This window comes from Paracoccus chinensis, assembly GCF_900102885.1.
Taxonomy (GTDB): Bacteria; Pseudomonadota; Alphaproteobacteria; order Rhodobacterales; family Rhodobacteraceae; genus Paracoccus; species Paracoccus chinensis.
In genome coordinates, this window is the sequence record NZ_FNGE01000004.1 from 55,951 (window position 1) to 78,229 (window position 22,279).

Here is a 22,279-nt window from a genome sequence, read left to right on the forward strand (position 1 = left end):
CGACCGCCGAAAGGGCAGGCCATGTTCCCGATCCGAGACCACAACCCTTCCACGGGCACGCCCCATGTCACCCGCGTCCTGATCCTGCTGAACGTGGCGCTGTTCCTGCTGACGGCGCCCTGGGCGGGCGGCATGATGGGGCTGTGGGAAAGGCTGGCGCTGTATCCCGTGGCGGTGGTGCATGGCGAGCTGCTGTGGGGCTGGTTCACCCACATGTTCCTGCACGCGGGGCTGCTGCACCTGGGCGGCAACATGCTGTTCCTGTGGATCTTCGGGGACAACCTGGAGGACCAGATGGGCCATCTCGGCTTTCTGCTGTTCTACCTGGGCAGCGGGCTGGTGGCCGCCGGGGCGCAGGTCCTGGCCGAGCCCTACCTGGGCGTGCCGATGGTCGGCGCCTCGGGGGCGATCGCGGGCGTGATGGGGGGCTATCTGCTGATGTTCCCGCGCGCCAGGGTGGACGTGGTGGCGATCATCATCATCTTCATCAAGATGTTCACCATTCCCGCCTGGGTGATGCTGGCGGTCTGGTTCGCGGTTCAGCTCTTCTCGGGCTATGCGATGATCGGCGGGGACTCGGGGGTGGCCTACTGGGCCCATGCGGGCGGCTTCGTGGCGGGGATGGTGCTGGCCCTGCCGCTGTTCCTGCGGCGCGGAGGGCCGGCCTTCTGGCGCGTCACCCACGGCCAGCCGCCCCACCCGCCCGTGGAATATGTCCCCAGCCGCATCCCGCAGGTGCGCCGCTAGGGCTTGATTCCCCGGCTCATGTGGCGCTTGCCGGCAAAGCCGGGGGTACGCTCGACGGCGAAGCCCGCCGTCGCCAGCGCCCGGCGGACATGGCCCGCGGCGGTATAGGTGGCGAAGCTGCCGCCCGGCGCGGTGTGGCGGCCGACCTCGGCCATCAGCGCGTCGGACCAAAGCTCGGGGTTCTTCGCGGGCGAGAAGCCGTCAAGGAACCAGGCGTCGGCGCGCCCCCCCCATGCTGGCAGCGTCTCGCGGGCGTCGCCTGTAACGATCTCTGCCGTGACCTGACCAACGCGGAAGGTGGCTGCGCCCCAGCCCGCGCGCAACTCGGCCGCCAGCACGGCGAGTTCGGGGAAGGCCGCGTGGGCGCGGGCGAGTTCCTTCACCGTCATCGGGAAGGCCTCGAAGCTGGTGAAGTGCACGGGCACGGTGGCAACCTGAGCCAGCGCGAGCAGGTTCAGCCCGGTGCCGAAGCCCGTCTCGGCCACGTGAAAGCCCGGGCGCAGCCGCGCAGGAAGGTCGTTGCCCGCAAGAAAGACATGGCGCGTTTCGTCCAGCCCCCCGGCGAGGCTGAAATACGGATCGTCGAAGCGCCGCGACACGGGGATCGCGCCGCGCCAGTCCAGCCCGCTCTGGTCGTCGTGGGTCATCGGCGCTAACTCCCTTCGGCGCGGCTCATGCGGAAAGGATAGGGCGATGGCAAGCAGGGTGACGGTGATCGGCGCCGGGATCTTCGGCCTGTCCTGCGCCTGGGAATGCCTGCGGCGGGGTGCCGAGGTGCGGGTGATCGAGGCCGCCCGCGTCGGCGCAGGCTCCAGCGGCGGCACGGTCGGAGCGCTGGCGCCGCACGCGCCCGAAAACTGGAACGCCAAGAAGCAGATGCAGCTTGACGCGCTGGTCGCGGCGGAGGGCTGGTGGGCCGAGGTCGCCGAAGCTGGCGGCACCGATCCCGGCTACGCGCGAACCGGCCGCATCCAGCCGGCCGATCCAGCCACGCTCGACCGCCTTCACGCCCGCATCGCGGCGGCTGCCGAGGTCTGGCCCGCGCCCTTCCGCATGGACCTGACCGGAGCACCCGAGGGCGCGCTGCTGCCTGTCAGCGAGAGCGGGCTTTACCTGACGGACAACCTGACAGCCCGCCTTTCGCCGCGCCGCGCCGGTGCCGCGCTGGCGGCAGCGATCCGCGCGCGTGGCGGCATCATCGAGGAAAACGCCGGACACCAGACGCCGGATACGCTGAAAGGCCCGGTGATCTGGGCCACCGGTGCCGCAGGTCTTGCCGCCCTGTCAGCCGACTTGGGCCGCGGCATCGGCAATGGGGTCAAGGGACAGTCCGCCCTGCTGGCCCACGCTGCGCCTGACGCGCCGCAGGTCTTTGCCGAAGGACTGCACATCGTGCCCCATGCGGATGGCACGGTGGCGATCGGCTCGACCTCGGAACGCGACTTCGACGATCCCACCCGCACCGACGCACAGCTCGACGCCCTGATCGAGCGCGCCCGCGTCCTCTGCCCGGCACTGAAGGACGCCCCCGTGATCGACCGCTGGGCCGGGGTCCGCCCCCGCGCCACCAGCCGCGCGCCCCTTCTTGGCCCTTGGCTTGGGCACCCTGGCCATTTCGTCGCCAACGGAGGCTTCAAGATCGGCTTCGGCATGGCCCCTGCCATCGCCGCCCTCATGGCTGACCTGGTCCTGCTCGGGCAGGACCACATCCCCGACGAGTTCCGCCTGAAATGAGGGATAATGGTGCGTGGAGACCACGCACCCTACGCTGCCCGAACAGTTGTAAAGGCCATGAAGTAGGGTGCGTGCTCTCCACGCACCATCCGCCAAGCCGTGCTCCATGACGGTGCCTAGAGACCACGCACCCTGCGCCACGCTCAGGACTTCTTTCTGGCCCAAATACCCATCTTCGAGCGCAACCGCGCCGCCACGCGCCTCAGCGGGCCGCGAAGCGCCGGCGCTGGTCGGCCGCCATGCCGCGCTTCAGTTCCAGCAGGGCGATCTGCTTCTGCAAGCGGGTGCGCTCGGTCTCGTCCTCGATCTGGTCCAGAACCGCACGCTTGGCCTCGATGTCCTTGGCCATCTGCAATTCCGGCGGCAGGAAGCCCGCGTCGGACATCATGCGGTACATGACGTCCTCCGAGGTTTCCCGCAGCCAGTCGCGGTCGAGCGGCTTGCCCTCGCCCCGCAGCCCGCTCAACTGCCCCCGCGCCGCGGCCTCGTCGATGCGGCGCAGGGCGATGCGTTCAAACCAATGGGTCAAAAAGTCCTCAGCTGCTCCAGCGCGGCGCGGGTGCGGGCGATGTCCTCGTCCAGGTCGGCCAGCTTGCCGCGCGTTTCCTCGATGACCTCGGGGTCGGCGTTCTGGACGAACTTGGGGTTCGACAACCGCCCCCGCAAGCCTGATGCATCCTTCTCGACCTTCGCCAAAGCCTTCTGAAGCCGTGCCGTCTCGGCGCCCGCGTCGATCACGTCCCCGATGGGCAGCGCGAAGGAGGCGCCGGGCGCCGCCACCGCGATCATCCCCCGCCCGGCCGCGCCATCGACGGGCGGGTTCACCCGCGCCAGCCGCTCGATCATGGGCGCGTTGGCAGCCAGCGCCGCGCGGGCGGCCGCGTCGGCCTCGGCCACGACCAGGTCGAGCTTGGCGCCCGCAGGCACGCCCATCTGGGCGCGGGCGGACCGGATGCCCTCGATCAGCCCGATCACCCAGTTCATCTCGCGATCCGCCTGCGCGTCGATCAGCTCGGCCCCGTAGGTGGGCCAGTCGCCATGCACCAGCATGGTCGAGCGGTTGCCGGTCAGCGCCCAGATCTCCTCGGTCACGAAGGGCATGATCGGGTGCAGCATGGTGATCGCCTGCTCGATCACCCAACGCATCGTGGCGCGGGTTTCATCCGCATGTTCGCCGTCGAACAGGGGCTTGGCGAACTCGACATACCAGTCGCAGAGCTTGCCCCAGACAAAGGCGTAAAGCCCCTGCGCCGCGTCGTTGAAGCGGTAGGCCCCCAGCGCCTCGTCCAGCGCCAGCCGCGCCCGCGCCGTCTCGCCCATGATCCAGCGGTTGACCGTGTGCTGCGGCGCGGGCTGGCCCACGGGCGCGTCGAAGACGCCGTTCATCTCGGCGAAGCGGGTGGCGTTCCAGATCTTGGTGACGAAGTTGCGGTTCGCCTCGACATGCTTCGGCCCCAGCTTGGGGTCGCGGCCCATGGCGGCCATGCTGGTCAGGGTAAAGCGCAGCGCATCCGCGCCGAACTGATCGATCAGGTCCAGGGGGTCAATGACATTGCCCTTGGACTTGGACATCTTCGCGCCCTTCTCGTCCCGGACGAGGCCGTGGACATAGACGGTGCGGAAAGGCACCTCGCCCACCACGGCCAGCTGCATCATCATCATCCGGGCGACCCAGAAGAAGATGATGTCGAAGCCGGTGATCAGCGTGTCGGTCGGGAAATAGCGGCGCAGTTCGGCGGTGTCCTCGGGCCAGCCCAGCGTCCCGATGGGCCAGAGGCCGGACGAGAACCAGGTATCCAGCACGTCCGGGTCGCGCCAGACGGGATAGACGATGCGGGTCGGGTCGCCCGTCGTTTCGTATTCCGCAAGGCCCACGGCAAAGGCGTGCAGCGCCGCGTCGCGGTCCTCGACCTCGATCACCGAACCCGCCGCGATGGGCGCGGGCTGGGCGGCAAGCTCGTCGAAGAACTTCGCGCGGACCTCGTCGAAGCTGGCGGCGCAGTGCTGGATCTCGCCTGGACGCACCAGCCGGTCGTCGTTCAGCAGGCGCAGCATCTCGACCGGGTCAAGCTCGCCGTCGCCCTGGTCGTCGCGGAAGTCGGGCGCTTCCAGGTCGAGGCCGTACCACACGGGGATCTGGTGGCCCCACCAGAGCTGGCGCGAGATCGTCCAGGGCTCGATGTTCTCGAGCCAGTGGAAATAGACCTTCTCATGCTGCTCGGGGATGATCTTCGTGCGGCCCGAGCGCACCGCGTCGATGGCGGGCTGCACGATCTTGGCCGTGTCCACGAACCACTGGTCGGTCAGCATCGGCTCGATCACCACGCCCGAGCGGTCGCCGAAGGGCTGCATGATCTTCTTGCGCTCGACGTAAGGGTTGCCCTCGGCGTCGGTGACGGCCAGCCCCTCGGCGTTGATCGCCGCGACCACCCGCTCGCGCGCCGCGTAGCGGTCGAGCCCCCGCAGCTCCTCGGGGACAAGGTTCACCTGCGACACGTCGCCTACGTCCTCGCCCCGCGCCGCGCGGGTCGCGATGGCGGCGGACTCCGCATAGGACAGCCCGTCCTCGCGCATCCGCGCCTGCCCGTCCATCAGCGCGTACAGCGGGATGCCGTTGCGCTGCGCCACGCCATAGTCGTTGAAGTCATGCGCCCCGGTGATCTTGACCGCGCCGCTTCCGAAGTCCGGGTCGGGGTAGTCGTCGGTGATGATCGGGATCAGGCGGCGGTGCTCCTTGGGCCCCACCGGGATCTCGCAGAGCTTTCCGACGATGGGGGCATAGCGCGCGTCGCCCGGATGGACCGCCACCGCGCCGTCGCCCAGCATCGTCTCGGGCCGGGTCGTGGCGATGGAAATGTAATCCCGCGTCTCGCGCAGGGTCACGTTCCCGTCGGCGTCGCGTTCCACGTATTCGTAGGTCTCGCCGCCGGCCAGCGGGTACCTGAAGTGCCACATCTGGCCGTCGACCTCGCGGTTCTCGACCTCGAGGTCCGAGATCGCGGTCTCGAAGCGCGGGTCCCAGTTCACCAGCCGCTTGCCGCGGTAGATCAGGCCCTTGTCATACATGTCCACGAAGACGCGGATCACGGCGTCGTGGAAGTTGCCGCCCTCGCCTTCCGGGGCGCCGGGCGCGCCCGACATGGTGAAGGCGTTGCGCGACCAGTCGAGGCTCGCGCCCAGCCGCCGCAACTGGCTGGTGATGGTGCCGCCGGATTCGCGCTTCCAGGCCCAGACCTTCTGCAGGAAGGCCTCGCGCCCGATCTCGCGGCGGCCGGGTTCCTGCGCGGCGGCCATCTGGCGTTCGACCACCATCTGGGTTGCGATGCCCGCGTGATCCTGCCCCGGCTGCCACAGCGTGTCGTGCCCCTGCATCCGGTGCCAGCGCACCAGGATGTCCTGCAGCGTGTTGTTCAGCGCGTGGCCGATATGCAGGCTGCCGGTGACGTTCGGCGGCGGGATCACGACCGAGAAGCTGGGCGCGCCGGGTTTTGCGTTGGCGCCCGCGGCGAAGGCGCCGGTCCTGTCCCATTCGGCCGCGATGCGGGCCTCGGCTGCGGCGGCGTCGAAGGTCTTGTCCATGCTCATCGGTCGGTCCCCTTGCTTGGGGTCGGACTTACCGAAGCAAGGGCCACGGGCCAAGGGGCAAGCGGACGCGTCAGGCCGTATGCTCGCGCGGGCCGACAAGCGCGAACCACGCGCCCTGCGGATCGGTGCAGACCGCGATGAAGGCCCCGCCTGGCACCTCGACCGGGCCATGGGAGACCGAGCCGCCCGCCGCCTTGACGCGGCTGATCGCGCCCACGATGCCGTTCGCGCCGAAATAGGGCAGCCAGACGGGCATGGGCGCGTTCCCCAGGCCCATCATCCCGCCGATGTCCGTGCCCTTGTGGCGGAACAGCTGGTAGGAGCCCATCGGGCCCATGTCCATCGCCTCTCCCTTGGTCCAGCCGAAGAGGCCGGCGTAGAAGGCAAATCCGGCCTCGGGGTCGGAGGACATGAGTTCATGCCAGTTCCCGTGGCCGTCCTTGCGCTGGTCGAAGGCGCCTTCGCCGCGTTCGGCCCTGGCGATATCCTCGGCGCTCATGCCGCTCATGTCGGGCTCGAGGATGCCGAAGACCGCGCCTTGCGGGTCGGCCGCGATGGCGAAGCGGCCGGTGCCGGGGATGTCGGCGGGGCCGCGCATCACCCGGCCGCTCGCCCGGGCGATCTCCCCGGCGGTCCGGTCGCAGTCGTCGACGGCGAAGTAGATCAGCCAGTTCGGCGGCGGGGCGAATTCCTGCTCTGCCAGCGACATCATGCCCGCGACCATCTCGCCGCCCGAGCGCGCCAGCAGATAGGGAAAGTCCTTCATGCCCGCGTCCGCGATCTCCCATCCCAGAACGGCGCCATAGAAGGCCTGCGCCGCGTCCAGGTCGCCGGTCCCCAGCTCATACCAGCAGGGATTGCCCTGATAGCTCATCCCCACTTCCCTCAGGCCCGGTCGCTGTCGAACAGCACCCCGAAGCCGCCCCAGATCATGCGCTTTCCGTCAAAGGGCATGTTGGGCATCGGCTGGGCGGCCATGGCAGCCTCCATCGCCCTCGCGGCGGCCTCGCAGGTGGCGCGGTCGGGCCAGGCGGTCCAGGAAAGGACAATGGCCTCGCCGTCCTGCGCGTCGGTGGCGCGATACATGTCGGTCTGCTGGCCGCGCGGCACGTCCTCGCCCCAGCATTCGAAGATCCCGGCGCAGCCGTTCGGCGCGAACATCGTCTCGTGCGCCTCGCGCGCAAGATCGGCATAGGCCTGGCGGTTCGCCTCGGGGACGGGGACCAGGAAGCCCTGGTACCAGCCCGCGCCGCGATCGGTGCCGGCCGTGAACAGCGGCGAGAAGCTGCCGAAGATCATGCGCCTGCCGTCGAATGGCACCTCGCCCAGCCGCTCGTGGAAGGACGGATCGCTCATCATCTTCTCGAAGCCGGCGTCGGCGGTGGCGCGATCGGGCCACTCGATCCACGAGAAGACGGGCGTCTCGCCGTCCTGCGCCGCGACGGCGCGGAAGAAGTCGGTCTGCTTGCCGTGCGCCACATCCTCGCCCCAGGTCTCGACCATCCGTGTTGCCCCATGCTCGCGCATGAGAGGCCAGGCGCGGCGGGCGTGATCGACATAGGCCTGACGGTTGGCATCGGGCACGGGGGCAACCGAGCCGCTGTAATAGGTCATGGCATTTCCTCCCCAGATGGGGGAAGGCTGCCACAACGCTTGCAATTTGCAAGCATTAAGTCCTAAATCGAAACCTCGCGAAAGGCACGTGGCGGAAAGTGGCTGAAAAGAAGACCTATGCCGAGGGTTGCCTGGCGGCCCATGCGCTGGACCTGATCGGGGATCGCTGGGCGCTTCTGGTCGTGCGGGAACTGATGCTGGGGCCCAGGCGATTCGGCCTGATCCGCGCGGGCCTGCCCGGTATCGCCACCAACATGCTGGCCCGCCGGCTTGAGGATCTCGAGGCCGCCGGCATCCTGACCCACCGCACCCTGCCCCCGCCCGCCCGCGTGCCGGTCTATGAGTTGACCGACCACGGGCGCGCCCTGCGGCCGCTGCTGCTGGAACTGTGCCGCTGGGGTGTCGGCGTGCCGGGCCACGATCCGCGCCTGCCGATCAGCCCGACATCGCTGATGCTGTCGATGGAGGCGATGATGCGGCCCGGACCCGGCAGCTTCACCGCGGGCTTCGACCTCGGGGCAGAATCCTTTGTCGTGAACGTCGAAGGCCCCAGGTTCGAGGCCCGGCCGGGCGAGGCAGTCCAGGCCGAGATGCGGTTTTCCGCCCCCCCGAACGACATGGCGGTGGCGATCTACGGGCCCGCCTTGCTGGCGCAGGCGATCGCCAGCGGCCGGGTCAGCTTTACCGGAGACCCCGGCCGCGGGCAGGCCTTCGTGGACCTGTTCCGGCTGGCCCGGCCGTAAGCATGGTCACAGGGCCCGGTCGAACTTGGTGGACAGGTGCACCAGGCTTTCGGACGACCGCACGCCCGTCAGATTGCCGATGCGGTCCAGCACCTCGTCCAGTTCGGACGTCGAAGCGCAGCCGAGTTGCAGCAGAAGATCGACCCTCCCGCTGGTCGAATGCACCTTCTCGACCGCCGGAATGGCCTTCAAGCGGCCGAGGATGGCCGCCTGGGCGCGCGGCTCGATGGTCAGCAGACAGGTCGCGCGGATGCGCGTGACGCGCGCGGCTTCGCCCAGCCGCAGCGTGTAGCCCGCGATCGCGCCCGAGGTTTCCAGCCGTTCCAGCCGGGCCTGCACGGTGGATCGGGCCAGCTTCAGCCGCCGCGCGAGGACGGCGACCGACATGCGCGCATCCTGCCCCAGATGCGCGATGATCGCCCGGTCGGTGTCGTCCATTCTGCCCTCTCGTCGATGTGACGGCGTTGCCGGTCAGATTAACCGGCCAAGGGCGACGATCCATCCTTTTCATCGCGCCGGATGCACCCCATAGGGCGCCGTTCGCGTTGAGCGGCCGAACCCCCGGCCATGGAAAGGATTGCGCATGGGACTGACCGAAGGCCACCAGGCCAAGACCGTGTGGGAGAACCCGGCCGAGATCGTCCGCAGCCTCAAGCCCGAAAACCCGGTGATGGTCTTCGCGCCGACCGTGCTGCAGGACCGCGCCCGCGCCTTCCTGGCGGGCTTTCCCGGGCTCGTCACCTATGCCGTCAAGTCGAACCCCGACGAGGCGGTGATCCAGAACCTCGTGCAGGCGGGCATCCGCGGCTTCGACGTGGCTTCGCCCTTCGAGATCGACCTGATCGGCCGCCTCGCCCCCATGGCCGCGCGCCACTATCACAACCCGGTGCGAAGCCGCGCCGAGATCGCCCATGCGGTCGGCGCGGGCATCAAGGCATGGTCGGTGGACAGCCGGACCGAGCTGGACAAGCTCTTCGAGCAGGTGCCGCCCGAAAACTGCGAGATCTCGCCCCGCTTCAAGCTGCCGGTGCTGGGCGCGGCCTATGACTTCGGCTCGAAGTTCGGCGCGACGCCCGAACTGGCGGCGGACCTGCTGCGGGCGGTGCATGATCGGGGCTACATCGCCTCGCTGACCTTCCACCCCGGCACGCAATGCACCGATCCCCATGCGTGGGAGCAGTATATCCGCACCGCCGCCGAGATCGCCGGGATGGCGGGCGTGCAGCCCAGGCGCCTGAACGTCGGCGGCGGCTTCCCCTCCTGGCGCGTCCACGGGGTCGAGCCCGACCTCGCCTCGATCTTCGAGCTGATCGGCCGCACCACGGCGGAAGCCTTCGGCGGGAACGCCCCGGAACTCGTCTGCGAGCCGGGGCGCGGGATCTGCGCCGATGCCTTCGCCATCATCACCCGCGTCAAGGCGGTCCGTGACGGGCAGAGCGTCTTCCTGAACGACGGCGTCTACGGCGGCATGAACGAGCTGCCCGTGATCGGCAACCTCGACCGGATCGAGGTGCTGACGCCCGAAGGCAAGCTGCGGGGCGAGAACGCCCACGGCCGCGTGGTCTTCGGCCCCACCTGCGATTCGGTGGACCGCCTGCCGGGCGAGATCTCGCTGCCCGACAACATCCAGGAAGGCGATTACGTCGTCTTCCACGGCGCGGGCGCCTACTCGGTCGTGACCAACACCCGCTTCAACGGCTTCGGCGAGCTGCGCCAGCTGACGGTGATGGGCTTCGACTGAGAGCTTGCCGGGCCTCACCCTTCCGGGTGGCGCCCCGCCCTCACGCGACCTTGGCCTGCCGGAGCGCGATCCCCAGCCCCTCGCAGACCGCCAGCGTCATCTGCGGCCGGTTGACCGTGTAGAAATGCAGCCGGTCCACGCCGCCCTCGATCAGCCGGCGGCACAGGGTCACCGCCATGTCCACAGCCAGCGCCCGTTCGCCCTCGGGGCCCGCCTTGGCAAAGGCCGCGTCGGCCCAGGCGGGCACGCTTGCCCCGCAGCGGGCGGCAAATTTCCTGGCGCCCGACCAGCTCTGGATCGGCAGGATGCCGGGGATGATCGGGGCGGCCACCCCTGCGCGATCGCAGGCGTCGCGGAAGCGGAAATACACATCCGCGTCGAAGAAGAACTGCGTGATCGCGCTGGAGGCGCCCGCGTCCACCTTGCGCTTGAGCCAGACCACGTCGGCGGCGGTGTCGGGGCTGTCAGGGTGCGGCTCGGGGTAGGCGCCGCAGCGGATGGTGAAGCCGCCACGCGCGGCAATGGCCTCGATCAGCTCGACCGAATCGGCGAAGCCCTCGGGATGGGGCGCGAAGCGCTCGGAACCCTGTGGCGGGTCGCCCCGCAGCGCCACGATCTCGCGCACGCCCGCCTTGGCGTAGTCGTCCACGATCCGCATCGTTTCCTCGCGCGAAGCATCGACGCAGGTCAGGTGCGCGGCGACGTTCAACCCGTAGTTCGAGGCCAGCGCCGTCACCGCCTCGTGCGTCAGCTGCCGCGTCGTGCCGCCCGCGCCATAGGTCACGGAGACGAAATCGGGCCCGAGCGGCGCCAAGGCATTCGCCGTTTCCCACAGCTTGAAGGACTGGTCGAGGTTCTTCGGCGGGAAGAACTCGAAGCTGACAGAGGGAGTGGTCATGGCGGGTATCCTTTCGCCTTCCCTTGTGCCACGCGGCAGGCCGTGAGACAAATTCATCTTCCACAAGTTTCACATGAATCCCATGCATCTTGAATTGCGCCACCTCCGGACGATCCGCGCCATCCACGACCAAGGGGGCCTTGCACGCGCAGCCGAGGTGCTGAACATCACCCAGTCGGCGCTGTCCCATCAGGTCCGCGCGCTGGAGGATCAGGCGGGCACGTCCCTGTTCCTGCGCCAGACCAAGCCCATGCGCCTGTCGCCCGCCGGGCTGCGGCTGCTGGCGCTGGCGCGGCAGGTGCTGCCGCTGGTCGAGGCGGCGGAATCCGAGATACGCGGCGTCACGCAGGGCCGGATCGGGCGGCTGCATATCGCGATGGAATGCCACGCCTGCTTCAACTGGCTGCTGCCCGCGCTCGACGCCTTTCGCCATCTCTGGCCGCAGGTGGACATCGACGTGCGCGCGGGGCTGGCCTTCACCGCCCTGCCGGCGCTCATGCGGGGCGAGGCCGATCTCGTCGTCTCCTCGGACCCCGAGGACCTGCCCGGCATCGTGTTCGAGCCGCTCTTCGACTATCACCCGCTGCTGGCCGTGCCCGCCGCGCATCCGCTGGCCGGGCGCGACTTCGTGGAACCCGCCGATCTTTCCACGGAAACGCTGATCACCTATCCGATGGACCGGGCGCGGCTGGATGTCTTCTCGCATTTCCTCGACCCCGCAGGCGTTCGTCCCGCCGGGGTGCGCGAGATCGAGCTGACCGACGTGATCCTGCTGCTGGTCGCTTCGGGACGCGGGGTGTCGGTGCTGCCCGACTGGGTGCTGCAGCGCGAGGCGGACAACCCCGACCTCGTGACCCTGCCCCTGGGCCGCAGCGGCGTGACGCGCAGGCTTTACGCGGCGTTGCGCGAGGAGGACCGCAACATGGGCTTCATGCAGGACATCCTGTGCCTGGCCCGCGAGGGGCGACGGGAAGCCGGAACCTGACCCCGGCGCGCGGACGTTCCGGTCGTGGACAATCAGGGAAAAGCCCATGCTCGCCTCGTTCCTCATGGGCCTCGTTGGGGGCCAGAGATCCATGACGCCGCTCGCCGCCGTCGCCGTCGCGGCGGCGCGCGACGACCTGCCGCGCGACTGCGCCGCGCCCGGGTTCCTGCGCAATCCCGCGGTTGCGACGGGCGCCGTCTCCCTGGCGCTGGCGGAACTGGCGGGCGACAAGATGAAAAGCGCCCCCGACCGCATCGTGCCTGCGGGCCTTGCCGCGCGGCTGATCGTGGCGGGCTTTGCCGCAGGCGCCCTGGCCCCGCGCGGGCAGTTCTGGAAGGGCGCGGCGCTGGGCGGACTGACGGCGGTCGCGGCCTCCTATCCCGGCTGGCGGACGCGCATGGCGGCGATGGAGGATCACGGCCAGACGCCCACCGGCCTTGCCGAGGACGCGCTGGTGGTGACCGGCGCTGTCGCCATCCTTGCGGCCATGCGTCCCGACCGGGACGGCTGACGCTTCCCCCGCGTCACCCGCCTTCACTTTCGCCCCTGACCGGCCTAAAGGGGCCTGCCCCTCCCCACGCCCGTCCCGAAGGATTCCCCCATGCCCAGCGCCAACCTCAACGTGATGATCAAGGCCGCGCGCAAGGCGGGCCGCAGCCTCGTCAAGGACTTCCGCGAGGTCGAGAACCTGCAGGTTTCCTCGAAAGGCCCCGGCGACTTCGTCAGCCGCGCCGACCGCGAGGCCGAGCGGATCATCAAGGAGGAACTGCGCAGCGCCCGTCCGAACTACGGCTGGCTGGGCGAGGAAACGGGGATGGAGGCCGGCGAGGACCCGACCCGCCGCTGGATCGTCGATCCGCTGGACGGCACCACGAACTTCCTGCACGGGTTGCCCCACTGGGCGGTCAGCATCGCGCTTGAGCATAAGGGCGAGATCGTGGTTTCGGTCGTCTTCGACGCCGCCAAGGACGAGATGTTCACCGCTGAAAAAGGCGACGGCGCCTTTGTCAACGACAAGCGCCTGCGCGTCTCGGGCCGTCGCGACATGAACAGCGCGATTTTCGCGACCGGCGTGCCCTTCGGCGCCAAGACGACGCTGCCCGCGACGCTGAAGGATCTCGCCCGGCTGATGCCGATCTGCGCGGGCGTGCGCCGCTGGGGCTCGGCCGCCCTCGACCTGGCCTATGTCGCGGCGGGCCGCTACGACGGCTACTGGGAACGCGGCATCCAGCCCTGGGACATCGCGGCGGGCATCCTTCTGGTGCGCGAGGCCGGCGGCTTCGTCGAGCCCCTGCGCGAACATGAGGGCGCCATCGCCGATTCCAGCACCATCGTCTGCGCGAACCCGCAGCTCTTCGAAGGCTTCGCCGAGATCGTCCGCAGCCGCGACTGACGCCTTCCTGCACCCTGTGCGGGATTTTCGGTGCAATCCGGCGGGCGGGCGCTTGACACTCGCCCCCCGGGGGTAAAGGCGCAGGGGTGATCCCTGCGCGGTGACCCCATGATTCATTCAAAGCCCGGCCTGGGCGCCTCGGCGCCGTCCCTTTCCTCGAACCCGCCGCCGCGGCAGGTAGGCGACCGGCAGGGGCTGGCGATCCTGCTGATCTGCTTTGTCAGCATGGTCTTCGCGGTTCAGGACGCGGTGTCGCGCCATCTGGGCGCGGCCTACTCGCCCATCTTCGTGACGATGGTGCGCTACTGGTTCTTCGGGATCTTCGTCATCGCGATGGCGGCGCGGGGGCCGGGCGGCCTGCGGGCCGCGAGCCGCAGCCACCACCCGCTGCTGCAGATCATCCGCGGCCTGCTGCTGGTGTTCGAGATCGTCATCATGATCGTCGCCTTCGTGAAGCTGGGGCTGATCGGCACACATGCGGTCTTCGCCGCCTACCCGCTGCTGGTCGTGGCCCTGTCCGGCCCGGTTCTGGGCGAGCGCATCGGCTGGCGGCGCTGGGCCGCGGTCGCGGCGGGCTTCGCGGGCATCCTCATCATCCTGCAGCCGGGGGTGGGGGTCTTTTCCCCCTGGGCGATCCTGCCCCTGATCTCGGCCTTGATGTTCGCGATCTACGGGCTGCTGACGCGCATGGTCTCGGCCAGGGACAGCGCCGAGGTCAGCTTCTTCTGGACCGGCATCGCCGGGGTCGTGGGCATCACCGCCGTCGGCCTGTGGCACATGGAGCCGATCACCCGCGCCGACTGGCCCTGGATGGCCGCGCTCTGCGTGACGGGCACGCTGGGGCATTACCTGCTGATCCGCGCCTATTCGCTGGCCGAGGCCTCGAGCCTGCAGCCCTTCTCCTACCTGCAACTCGTCTGGGTCAGCGTGATCGGCGTCCTGATGCTGGACGAGCGGCTGGCCCCCAACGTGGCCGTCGGCATGGCCATCGTCGTGGGCGCCGGGCTGTTCACCTGGTGGCGGACGGTGCAGAAGGCGCGGACAGCGTCACCGCCCCGCTGACCATTCCCGCAGGCCAGGCAAAGGCCGAAACAGGCTCGGGGGCGGAGGCCGGAAGGGGCTCGGCTGCCGGGCCAGAGGACGCCTCGGCCGCAGGAACAGGCCCGGGCGCAGGATCGGCAGAACCGGCCTCCGTCGCAGGCGCGGCCTCTGCCCCGGCGTTCGGCAGGGCGGTCGCCGGGCGGGGCTGCGGCGCGGGCGCAAGGCCGACCCTGGGCGGGTCGAGGCTCTGCGCCACCGCGGCGATCTGCGCCTCGGGACGGGGCGCCTCGTCCGTGGCCTCGGACAGCGCCTTGGCCATCGCTGCAATCCCCTGCGCGGCCGCCCTTGGGTCTGTGGCCATCGCTAGGCGCAGCGCATGGTTTGCAGCTTGGGCCACCCAGGCGGGCGGCGCGGGCGGGCGGGCCGACAGGGCTAGCATCAGCGGCCCCTCGGCGCGCTGGGGCTTCGAGACGCCGCCGCGCAGGTCCCAGCTTGGCACGAAGGGCACCGTGTGGCCGGCGATGCGGGCGCGGTAGATGGGCAGCGCCTCGGCCACGCGCATGACGTAGTTGCGGGTCTCGTCGAAAGGGATCATCTCGACCCAGTCCACCGGATCCACGCCCTCGTCCCGCAGGTCGCCGAAGTCCCGCAGCCAGCGTGCGGACCGCCCCGGCCCGGCGTTGTAGCCCGCCGCCACCAGCGCGACCGAATTGCCGAAGCGGTTGCGCAACCCCTCCAGATAGGCCGCGCCCAGCCGCGCGTTGTAGCCCCCGTCCCGCGTCAGGCGTGCGAGTTCAAAGGCCTCGCCGACGACGCCCGCCATCTGCCGCGCGGTGTCGGGCATCACCTGCATCAGCCCGCGCGCGCCGACCGGGGACTGGACGGTGTGGTTGAACTCGCTTTCCTGCCGGGCGATGGCCATGACCAGCTCGGGCGGCAGGCCGAAGCTGCCGCCCTCCAGCCCCGTCAGCGGATAATGCAGCGCCGGATAGACGCCGCCCTTCGCGGCCGCAGCCTTGGACAGCCGCAGCGCGTCCCAGGGGCGGCGCAGTTCCAGCATTACGCGGCCCATGCGGGCGATGTCCTCGGGGGCGGCGGTCTGCGCGAGATGCAGGAAGAACCGCTGCGCCTGCGCGGGCTCTCCGGCCACGATCAGCCACAGTCCGGCCTGGAACAGGCGGTTCCCCGACAGGGCCGAGTTGCGCCAGTCGGGCAGGGTCTCGACCGCCGGTCCGGTCACCGCCAGCGCGGGCTGCATCGGCGCGCCGATCCGCTCGGCGGCCAGTTGGCCGTAATAGGCGGTCTGGTGCGCTGCGGCCCGTTCATAAGCGGCCCGGGCCGTGGCCTGGTCGCCCAGCGCCTCGGCCGCGCGGCCCTGCCAGTAATGGGTGCGGGCGACGGTGATCCCGTTGTAATCCGCCACCGGAAGTCGGGCGAAATGCGTGGCCGCCCGGTCCGGGGCGCCTGCGCGCAGCGCGGCGTAACCCGCGATCCAGTCCAGATCGACGGCGGCGCTGTCGCCCTGGGGCAGGAAGTGGCTGGCGGCAAAGCGTTCCGCCAGCGCCCAGTCGCCCTTGCGCAGGGCCTCGCGCGCATAGTCGCGGCGCAGGCTCGCCCAGGCGGCAGGATCGCGCAGGGCCTCGGCCCCGGTCGAGCGTTCCAGCATCAGTTGGCGTGCGAGATCCCCCTGCCTCGCCGCCACCCGCCAGCGGAAGCGGTCAAGCGCGAGGCCTGCGTCGTTCCTCAGGTCTTCGGGCAGCGCCAGGATCAGGGGGTCCACGCCCGGACGGCGCGCCTGCACGGCGATGCGGGCGCGGGCAAGGTCGGCCAAGGGGCCGGTCACGCGCGGCAGCATCCGTTCGGCCGCGGCCCATTCGCCCGCATCCAGCAACGCCTGCAGCCGGGCGGGATGATGGTCCGCGACCGCCGCGCCATGGGCGGCCAGGAAGGCCGTCTCGCCCGCCGCGTCCAGCGCGGCGCTATGGGTCCAGAAGCGGGCAGCGGCCTCGGCCCGCCTGTTCTCGGGCTGAGCCGCGATCCAGGCGGTCGCGCCGTTCAGGGTTTCCGGAAGGCGCTCGCCGAACCAGGCCAGCACTTCGCCGGCGGGCAGGTCGGGGCGCAGAAGCGCTTCTCCGCGCCGGAACAGAAGCTCCATCCCCGGCCAGTCGGGGTTGCGCGCGGCGAAGTCGCGATAGTCGGGCCATGTCCCCTGCCCCGCCCGCAGGCGCTGCCACAGGACCAGGTCCGTGGCGATGGGTCCCGACTGGCGGGCGGCCGTCTCGGCCCCCGTCCAGTCCTTTGCGCCCGCCGCAGCAAGCGCCCGGCGGATCGCGCCCGCATCCTCGGCCAGCGCGGCCGGAACAAGGCAGGCCGTCGCCAGCGCCAGGGCGGCCAGTCGGGGGATCAAGCGGTTCATGCGCGCCAATCTGGGGGCGGCAGGCCGCCGGGGCAACTCACAAGCGCGGCAGGCGCGCTTGGCAACCCGCGCGCCCGGTTGTATGCCGCCCGCGAAACAATCGTCAGGATCGTGTCATGTTCCAAGGGTCCCTGCCCGCGCTCGTCACCCCGCTGACCGGGGAGGGCAAGATCGACTGGCCCGCGCTCGAGCGGCTGGTCGAGTGGCAGATCGAACAGGGCAGCAACGGCCTGGTGCCCGTCGGCACCACCGGCGAAAGCCCGACGCTGAGCCATGACGAGCACCGCCAGGTGGTCGAGGCGGTCGTCCGCCATGCCGCCGGAAGGGTGCCGGTGATCGCGGGGGCGGGGTCGAACAACACGCACGAGGCCATCGACCTGGCGAGCCACGCCTGCCAGGTCGGCGCGGACGGGCTGCTGGTGGTGACGCCCTATTACAACAAGCCCACGCAGGCGGGGCTGATCGCGCATTTCACCGCCGTCCATGACGCGACCGACAAGCCGATCATCATCTACAACATCCCCGGCCGCTCGGTCGTGGACATGACGCCCGAGACGATGGGCGAACTGGCGAAGCTGCCGCGCATCGCCGGCGTCAAGGACGCGACCGGCAAGCTGGAACGGGTGTCCTGCCAGCGCATCACCTGCGGGCCGGACTTCCTGCAGCTGTCGGGCGAGGATGCAACTGCGCATGGCTTCAACGCCCAAGGCGGCCGGGGCTGCATCTCGGTTTCGGCGAATGTCGCGCCCGCGCTCTGCGCGCAGATGCAGGCGGCCTGCCTTGCAGGCGACTATGCCGAGGCGCTGCGGCTGCAGGACCTGCTGATGCCGCTGCACATCGCGATCTTCATCGAGCCGGGCCTCGTCGGTGCCAAATACGCCCTGTCGCGGCTGGGCATGTGCGAGGAGACCGTGCGCCTGCCGCTGACGCCGCTGACCGCCGGAACCCGCGCCCGCATCGACGCCGCGATGGCCCACGCCGGGCTGATCTGAGACCTGCGCCGTGGCCTATGCCGTCCTGACCCTCGCCATCGTCTTCGAGGTGATCGGCACCTCGTTCCTGATGCTGTCGCAGCAGTTCACGCGGGCCTGGCCGACGGCGGCAATGGCGGCGTCCTACCTCGTGTCCTTCTACTTCCTGTCGCAGGCGCTGAAGTTCCTGCCGCTCGGCATCGCCTATGCGCTGTGGAGCGGGCTGGGAATCATCCTGACCCTGGGGATCGGCATCCTCGTCTTCCGGCAGGTGCCGGATCTGCCCGCCGTGATAGGCATCGCGCTGATCCTGGCGGGCGTGGTGGTCATCAACGGCTTCTCGCAGGCGGCGGGGCATTGAAAACGGCCGTGCAGGCGATGCACGGGCGATGCACGATCCATGCACAGGTGATGCAGGCTAGCCCCGGGCCACGGCCAGCGCCCCGGGCAGGACCTCGGCAAAGGCGTCCAGCTCGTCCCGGGGTCCGCAGCTGACGCGGATGCAGCGGTTCTGGGGCGCGACCCAGGGCATCCGCGCGAAGATCCCCTGCTCGCCCAATGCCGCCAGCACCGCGCGCGCGAAATCGCCATCCCGGCCGCAGTCGATGGCGACGAAGTTCGTGGCCGAGGGCAGCGCTTCAAGCCCGTTGTCGCGGGCGATAGCGGCGATGCGCTCGCGCGCCTCGGCAACGCGGGCGACGGTCCCGGCCAGATGCGCCGTATCGCCCAGCGCCGCCAGCGCGCCCGCCTGCGCGACGCTGTTCACGCCGAAATGGTTGCGGACGCGGTCGAAGGCACGGATCACCTGCGGCGCGCCCAAGGCATAGCCGATCCGGGCACCCGCCATCCCGTAGGCCTTGGAAAAGGTCCGCATCCGCAGCACCCTCGGGTCGGCGGGGTCGATGCGCGGCAGGGCGGGGGCGAATTCGGCATAGGCCTCGTCGAGGATCAGCAGGATGTCGGCGGGCAGCGCCGCCACGGCAGCCTCGATCACCTCGGGCGGATGCCAGCCGCCCATGGGGTTGTCGGGATTGCAGAGATAGACCATCCGCGCGCCGGTCTGGGCGGCCTTGGCTACCAGCGCGGCCGGATCCTGCCGGTCGTCGCGGTAGGGCACGCGGACCAGTTCGCCGCCGAAGCCCGTGACGTGGAAGTCGAAGGTCGGGTAGCCGCCCGCCGAGGTCACGACGCGGTCGCCCGGCGCAATCATCAGCCGGACGGCCAAGCCCAGCAGCCCGTCGATCCCCTCGCCCACAACGATGTTGCCCGGCGCGCAACCGCAATGGTCCGCGAGCGCGGCCTTCAGGTCGTGGTTCGTCGGGTCGCCGTATTTCCAGACCTCGGCGGCTGCCCTGCGCATCGCCTCGATGGCCAGCGGCGAGGGGCCGAAGCCGTTCTCGTTCGCGCCCAGCCGCGCGCGGAAGGGCGCGCCGCGCTGGCGTTCCAGTGTTTCCGGCCCGACGAAGGGGACGGCATCGGGCAGGCTGGCGGGAAGGGGCGCGAGGGTCGGTGTCATGCGCGGATCAGAAGCGCAAATCCGCCGCCCTCGCAAGGGCCCGGTTCAGCGACCGAAGAGGCGGCCAAGGAGGCCGCGCGGCGGCTCGGGCGCGGGGGCCGGGACCGTCGCGGGCGCGGGCTTCTCCTCGGGCGCGGCCCTGGCGCGCAGCGCGGCCTCGCCTGCCGCGCGCACCTCGGTCAGCGTCGCCCCTGCGGTCAGCGCCTCGGGGTCCAGCCGCAGCTCGATCACGGCCAGCGTGCCTGCCGCCTGCGCACGGGCGAAGGCGGGGGCGAAGTCCTCGTCGCGCTCGACCAACTCGCCATGCCCGCCGTAGGCGCGGGCCAGCGCGGCGAAGTCGGGGTTGAAGAGATCGGTGCCCGAGACGCGGCCGGGATAGTGCTTTTCCTGATGCATCCGGATCGTGCCGTAGCGGCCGTTGTTGGCCACGATCACGATCACCGCCGCGCCCTCCTGCGCCGCGGTCGAAAGCTCGTTCACCGTCATCTGGATGTCGCCGTCGCCTGCCACGCAGACGACGGTGCGTTCCGGGTGCCGGATCTTGGCCGAAACCGCCGCCGGCAGCCCGTAGCCCATCGACCCCGAAGTCGGCGCAAGCTGCGTGCCCACCCGCTTGAACTGGTGGTAGCGGTGGATGAAGGTCGCGAAGTTGCCCGCGCCATTGGCGATGATGGCGTCCTCGGGCAGGTTGTCCGAAAGCCAGGTCATCACCCGCTCCATCTTCACCGCGCCGGGGGTCTGCTTCGGCTGGCGCCAGGCCTCGTAATTCGCGCGCAGGCGGGCAGTCCAGTCGGACCACTGGCGCGGCGCGGGGGTGTCGGCGAGTGCCTTCAGCGCCGCGCGGGGGCAGGCGGCGATGCCGGGATCGGCGCGCCACAGGTGCCCGATCTCGTCGGGGTCGGGATAAACGTGGATGATGCGCCTGCCCTGCGCGGCCGGGCTCATCAGGTCATAGCCGTTCGTCAGCGTGTCCCCCAGCCGCGAGCCGAGCGACAGGAGGCAATCCGCCTCCCGCAGCGCCTCGCCCAGCTTCGGGTTCATGCCCACGCCAAGGTCGCCCACGTAATTCGGCAGGCGGTTGTCGAACAGGTGCTGGCGGCGGAAGGGCACCGCGACCGGCAGGCCCCAGCTTTCGGCAAAGCGCGCGAGCCGATCCGAATCCTCCTGCGTCCAGACCGAACCGCCCGGAATGACCAGCGGCCGCTCGGCACCGGCCAGCGCCTGGGTAATGGCGGCCAGTTGCGCGTCCGAGATGCCGGGAATCGGGCGCGGCGCGGGCGTCAGGTCGGGGACGCCGGATTCGGCCGACAGCATGTCCTCGGGCAGCGCCAGCACGACGGGACCGGGGCGGCCCGACATGGCGAGGTCGAAGGCGCGGGCGACATATTCGGGGATGCGGTCGGTCGCGTCGATCTCGGCCGCCCATTTGGCGAGGCCCCCGAACATCTGGCGGTAATCGACCTCCTGGAAGGCTTCGCGGTCGCGGTCGGTGCGCGCGATCTGGCCGACGAAGAGGATCATCGGGGTCGAATCCTGTTTCGCCACATGCACGCCCGCGCTGGCGTTGGTGGCGCCGGGTCCGCGCGTGACGAAGCAGATGCCGGGCCGCCCGGTCATCTTGCCCCAGGCCTCGGCCATCATCGCGGCCCCGCCCTCCTGCCGGCAGACGGTGTTGGGAATGCCCGCGTCGTAAAGCCCGTCCAGCGCGGCAAGGAAGCTTTCCCCGGGCACCGAGAAGACCCGCTCGACCCCCTGCGCCTTCAGCGCCTCCGCCAGTATTTGTCCGCCGTGCCGCATCTCGCCTCTCCTGCCGTTCAACCGCGCGGGCGGCACCTTGTGCCAGCGCGCGCAGGGCGGCAAGCCCTTGGCGTCACACCTCTTCGTGCCCGGCGCGATGCCCTGGCCGGGACGACCGGCTGCGCGACTGCCGGATCCGCAGGTCGCGCACGCCCTCCATCAGCACCGCCGTCATCAGGCCGAAGTTCAGCAGCCCATTCGCCGCCGCCATGCCGGCGAGGATGCGCCAGCGGGCCGGCGCCAGAACGTCGCCGAAGCCCAGCGTGGTGAAGGTCTCGAGCGCGAAATAGACCGCCAGTTCCCAAGTCGGGAAGACCGACAGCGCCATGAAGGCCGAGGCCCACAGCCAGACGCAGGCCCCCATCAACCCCAAGGCCCACACGCTTGCCGCCATGACCATGATGAACATCTTGGGCCAGTGCGGCTCGCGCAGCAGCCAGCCATGCACGCGCCACAGCACGATTTCCACCAGATACAGGCTCAGCGACCCCGCGACGATCGTCGTCAGGATGAGGACGGACCCGAGCGCGATCTGGAACAGCATCGACTTCCCCACTGTCCGGCGCCGCCTTTACTTGCCCGCCCGCGCCCCTTATCTCACGCCGATCATGGCCCAGGCAAAGACCGATCCGAACTACAAGGTGATCGCCGAGAACCGGCGCGCACGCTTCGATTACTTCATCGAAAGCGACATCGAGGTCGGCATCGTCCTGACCGGCTCCGAAGTGAAGGCGCTGCGCACCGGCCAGTCCAACATCGCCGAAAGCTACGCCAGCGTCGAAAACGGCGAGCTGTGGCTGATCAACGGCTATATCTCGGCCTATAAGCAGGCGGGCGTCTTCGGGCACGAGGAACGCCGCCACCGCAAGCTGCTGGTCAGCCGCAAGGAACTGTCGCGCCTGTGGCAGGCCGTCGGGCGCGAGGGCATGACGCTGGTCCCGCTGGTGATGTATTTCAACCACCGCGGCGTGGTGAAGCTGAAGCTGGGCGTCGCCAAGGGCAAGAAGAACCACGACAAGCGCGCCACCGAGGCCAAGCGCGACTGGGGCCGCGAAAAGCAGCGCCTTCTCAAGCAGGGCTGAGGGTCCGTTGCAGCGC

The 22,279-nt window shown here is 70.0% G+C and carries 22 protein-coding genes; 11 read left to right on the forward strand and 11 right to left on the reverse strand.

Translation table 11 applies throughout. The features are described 5' to 3' along the window. Window positions 1-21: 21 nt before the first annotated feature. On the forward strand, window positions 22-747 hold the full coding sequence (locus tag BLQ03_RS05690; protein WP_090753793.1) for a rhomboid family intramembrane serine protease: 726 nt from the start codon (window positions 22-24) through the stop codon (window positions 745-747). Here BLQ03_RS05690 and mnmC2 read toward each other — a convergent pair. Then, the gene (mnmC2, locus tag BLQ03_RS05695) at window positions 744-1,394 is read right to left on the reverse strand and encodes a tRNA (5-methylaminomethyl-2-thiouridine)(34)-methyltransferase MnmC2 (RefSeq protein WP_090753795.1); all 651 of its coding nucleotides are present in this window, start codon (window positions 1,392-1,394) and stop codon (window positions 744-746) included. The two genes, BLQ03_RS05690 and mnmC2, sit on opposite strands and share 4 nt — an antisense overlap. A 46-nt stretch (window positions 1,395-1,440) precedes the next feature. Between mnmC2 and BLQ03_RS05700 the strand changes: the two genes are divergently transcribed. Continuing rightward, the gene (locus BLQ03_RS05700; RefSeq protein WP_090753796.1) at window positions 1,441-2,481 is read left to right on the forward strand and encodes an NAD(P)/FAD-dependent oxidoreductase; all 1,041 of its coding nucleotides are present in this window, start codon (window positions 1,441-1,443) and stop codon (window positions 2,479-2,481) included. A gap of 202 nt (window positions 2,482-2,683) precedes the next feature. Here the strand turns inward: BLQ03_RS05700 and BLQ03_RS05705 are convergent, their stop codons facing one another. The 4 genes from BLQ03_RS05705 to BLQ03_RS05720 form a co-directional block, all read right to left on the reverse strand. Further along, the gene (locus tag BLQ03_RS05705) at window positions 2,684-3,010 is read right to left on the reverse strand and encodes a DnaJ family domain-containing protein (RefSeq protein ID WP_090753798.1); all 327 of its coding nucleotides are present in this window, start codon (window positions 3,008-3,010) and stop codon (window positions 2,684-2,686) included. Next, window positions 3,007-6,066: a valine--tRNA ligase gene (locus tag BLQ03_RS05710; RefSeq protein ID WP_090753799.1), complete on the reverse strand. Its 3,060-nt coding sequence runs from the start codon at window positions 6,064-6,066 to the stop codon at window positions 3,007-3,009. The genes BLQ03_RS05705 and BLQ03_RS05710 overlap by 4 nt, the downstream gene beginning before the upstream one ends. 70 nt (window positions 6,067-6,136) lie before the next feature. Further along, a complete protein-coding gene (locus tag BLQ03_RS05715) occupies window positions 6,137-6,940 on the reverse strand; it encodes a VOC family protein (RefSeq protein ID WP_090753801.1) in 804 nt (267 codons plus the stop codon). Between the two features lie 11 nt (window positions 6,941-6,951). Next, a complete protein-coding gene (locus BLQ03_RS05720) occupies window positions 6,952-7,680 on the reverse strand; it encodes a DUF1428 domain-containing protein (protein ID WP_090753802.1) in 729 nt (242 codons plus the stop codon). Window positions 7,681-7,778: 98 nt separating this feature from the next. Between BLQ03_RS05720 and BLQ03_RS05725 the strand changes: the two genes are divergently transcribed. Continuing rightward, complete coding sequence (locus tag BLQ03_RS05725) at window positions 7,779-8,423, forward strand: winged helix-turn-helix transcriptional regulator (protein WP_245688692.1); 645 nt, start codon at window positions 7,779-7,781, stop codon at window positions 8,421-8,423. Window positions 8,424-8,429: 6 nt separating this feature from the next. Here the strand turns inward: BLQ03_RS05725 and BLQ03_RS05730 are convergent, their stop codons facing one another. Continuing rightward, window positions 8,430-8,861 carry an Lrp/AsnC family transcriptional regulator gene (locus BLQ03_RS05730; RefSeq protein ID WP_090753804.1) on the reverse strand — a complete coding sequence of 144 codons (432 nt, stop codon included), beginning with the start codon at window positions 8,859-8,861 and terminating at the stop codon, window positions 8,430-8,432. Window positions 8,862-9,006: 145 nt separating this feature from the next. Here BLQ03_RS05730 and BLQ03_RS05735 point away from each other — a divergent pair, with 145 nt between their 5' ends. Then, window positions 9,007-10,164 carry a type III PLP-dependent enzyme gene (locus BLQ03_RS05735; protein ID WP_090753805.1) on the forward strand — a complete coding sequence of 386 codons (1,158 nt, stop codon included), beginning with the start codon at window positions 9,007-9,009 and terminating at the stop codon, window positions 10,162-10,164. A gap of 40 nt (window positions 10,165-10,204) precedes the next feature. On the opposite strand, the gene metF is transcribed toward BLQ03_RS05735, so the two are convergent. After that, window positions 10,205-11,062 (reverse strand): methylenetetrahydrofolate reductase [NAD(P)H], encoded by an 858-nt coding sequence (metF, locus tag BLQ03_RS05740; RefSeq protein WP_090753807.1) that lies wholly within the window; start codon window positions 11,060-11,062, stop codon window positions 10,205-10,207. Between the two features lie 82 nt (window positions 11,063-11,144). On the opposite strand from metF, the gene BLQ03_RS05745 reads away from it, so the two are divergent. The 4 genes from BLQ03_RS05745 (at window position 11,145) to BLQ03_RS05760 (ending at window position 14,502) form a co-directional block, all read left to right on the forward strand. Further along, complete coding sequence (locus BLQ03_RS05745; RefSeq protein ID WP_090753808.1) at window positions 11,145-12,047, forward strand: LysR family transcriptional regulator; 903 nt, start codon at window positions 11,145-11,147, stop codon at window positions 12,045-12,047. A 46-nt stretch (window positions 12,048-12,093) separates the two neighbouring features. Further along, window positions 12,094-12,558: a DUF4126 domain-containing protein gene (locus BLQ03_RS05750; protein WP_090753810.1), complete on the forward strand. Its 465-nt coding sequence runs from the start codon at window positions 12,094-12,096 to the stop codon at window positions 12,556-12,558. A 90-nt stretch (window positions 12,559-12,648) separates the two neighbouring features. Then, window positions 12,649-13,440 carry an inositol monophosphatase family protein gene (locus BLQ03_RS05755; RefSeq protein WP_090753811.1) on the forward strand — a complete coding sequence of 264 codons (792 nt, stop codon included), beginning with the start codon at window positions 12,649-12,651 and terminating at the stop codon, window positions 13,438-13,440. Between the two features lie 108 nt (window positions 13,441-13,548). Further along, window positions 13,549-14,502 (forward strand): DMT family transporter, encoded by a 954-nt coding sequence (locus BLQ03_RS05760; RefSeq protein ID WP_090753813.1) that lies wholly within the window; start codon window positions 13,549-13,551, stop codon window positions 14,500-14,502. Here the strand turns inward: BLQ03_RS05760 and BLQ03_RS05765 are convergent. After that, complete coding sequence (locus BLQ03_RS05765; protein WP_217629662.1) at window positions 14,450-16,897, reverse strand: lytic transglycosylase domain-containing protein; 2,448 nt, start codon at window positions 16,895-16,897, stop codon at window positions 14,450-14,452. The genes BLQ03_RS05760 and BLQ03_RS05765 overlap by 53 nt on opposite strands. Before the next feature lie 116 nt (window positions 16,898-17,013). Between BLQ03_RS05765 and dapA the strand changes: the two genes are divergently transcribed. Next, window positions 17,014-17,889 (forward strand): 4-hydroxy-tetrahydrodipicolinate synthase, encoded by an 876-nt coding sequence (gene dapA / locus BLQ03_RS05770; protein ID WP_090753815.1) that lies wholly within the window; start codon window positions 17,014-17,016, stop codon window positions 17,887-17,889. Between the two features lie 10 nt (window positions 17,890-17,899). Further along, window positions 17,900-18,229: a DMT family transporter gene (locus BLQ03_RS05775; RefSeq protein ID WP_090753816.1), complete on the forward strand. Its 330-nt coding sequence runs from the start codon at window positions 17,900-17,902 to the stop codon at window positions 18,227-18,229. 57 nt (window positions 18,230-18,286) lie between these two features. On the opposite strand, the gene BLQ03_RS05780 is transcribed toward BLQ03_RS05775, so the two are convergent. From BLQ03_RS05780 to BLQ03_RS05790, 3 genes are all read right to left on the reverse strand, one after another. After that, window positions 18,287-19,384: a pyridoxal phosphate-dependent aminotransferase gene (locus tag BLQ03_RS05780; RefSeq protein WP_090753818.1), complete on the reverse strand. Its 1,098-nt coding sequence runs from the start codon at window positions 19,382-19,384 to the stop codon at window positions 18,287-18,289. 45 nt (window positions 19,385-19,429) lie between these two features. Beyond that, entirely contained in the window at window positions 19,430-21,181 is a 1,752-nt protein-coding gene (locus BLQ03_RS05785) for a thiamine pyrophosphate-binding protein (RefSeq protein ID WP_090753819.1), read from the reverse strand. A gap of 73 nt (window positions 21,182-21,254) precedes the next feature. Continuing rightward, window positions 21,255-21,725: an ion channel gene (locus BLQ03_RS05790; RefSeq protein ID WP_090753821.1), complete on the reverse strand. Its 471-nt coding sequence runs from the start codon at window positions 21,723-21,725 to the stop codon at window positions 21,255-21,257. 64 nt (window positions 21,726-21,789) lie between these two features. Between BLQ03_RS05790 and smpB the strand changes: the two genes are divergently transcribed. Further along, window positions 21,790-22,263, forward strand: a complete 474-nt coding sequence (gene smpB, locus BLQ03_RS05795) for an SsrA-binding protein SmpB (protein ID WP_090754035.1) — start codon at window positions 21,790-21,792, stop codon at window positions 22,261-22,263. Window positions 22,264-22,279 lie beyond the last annotated feature (16 nt).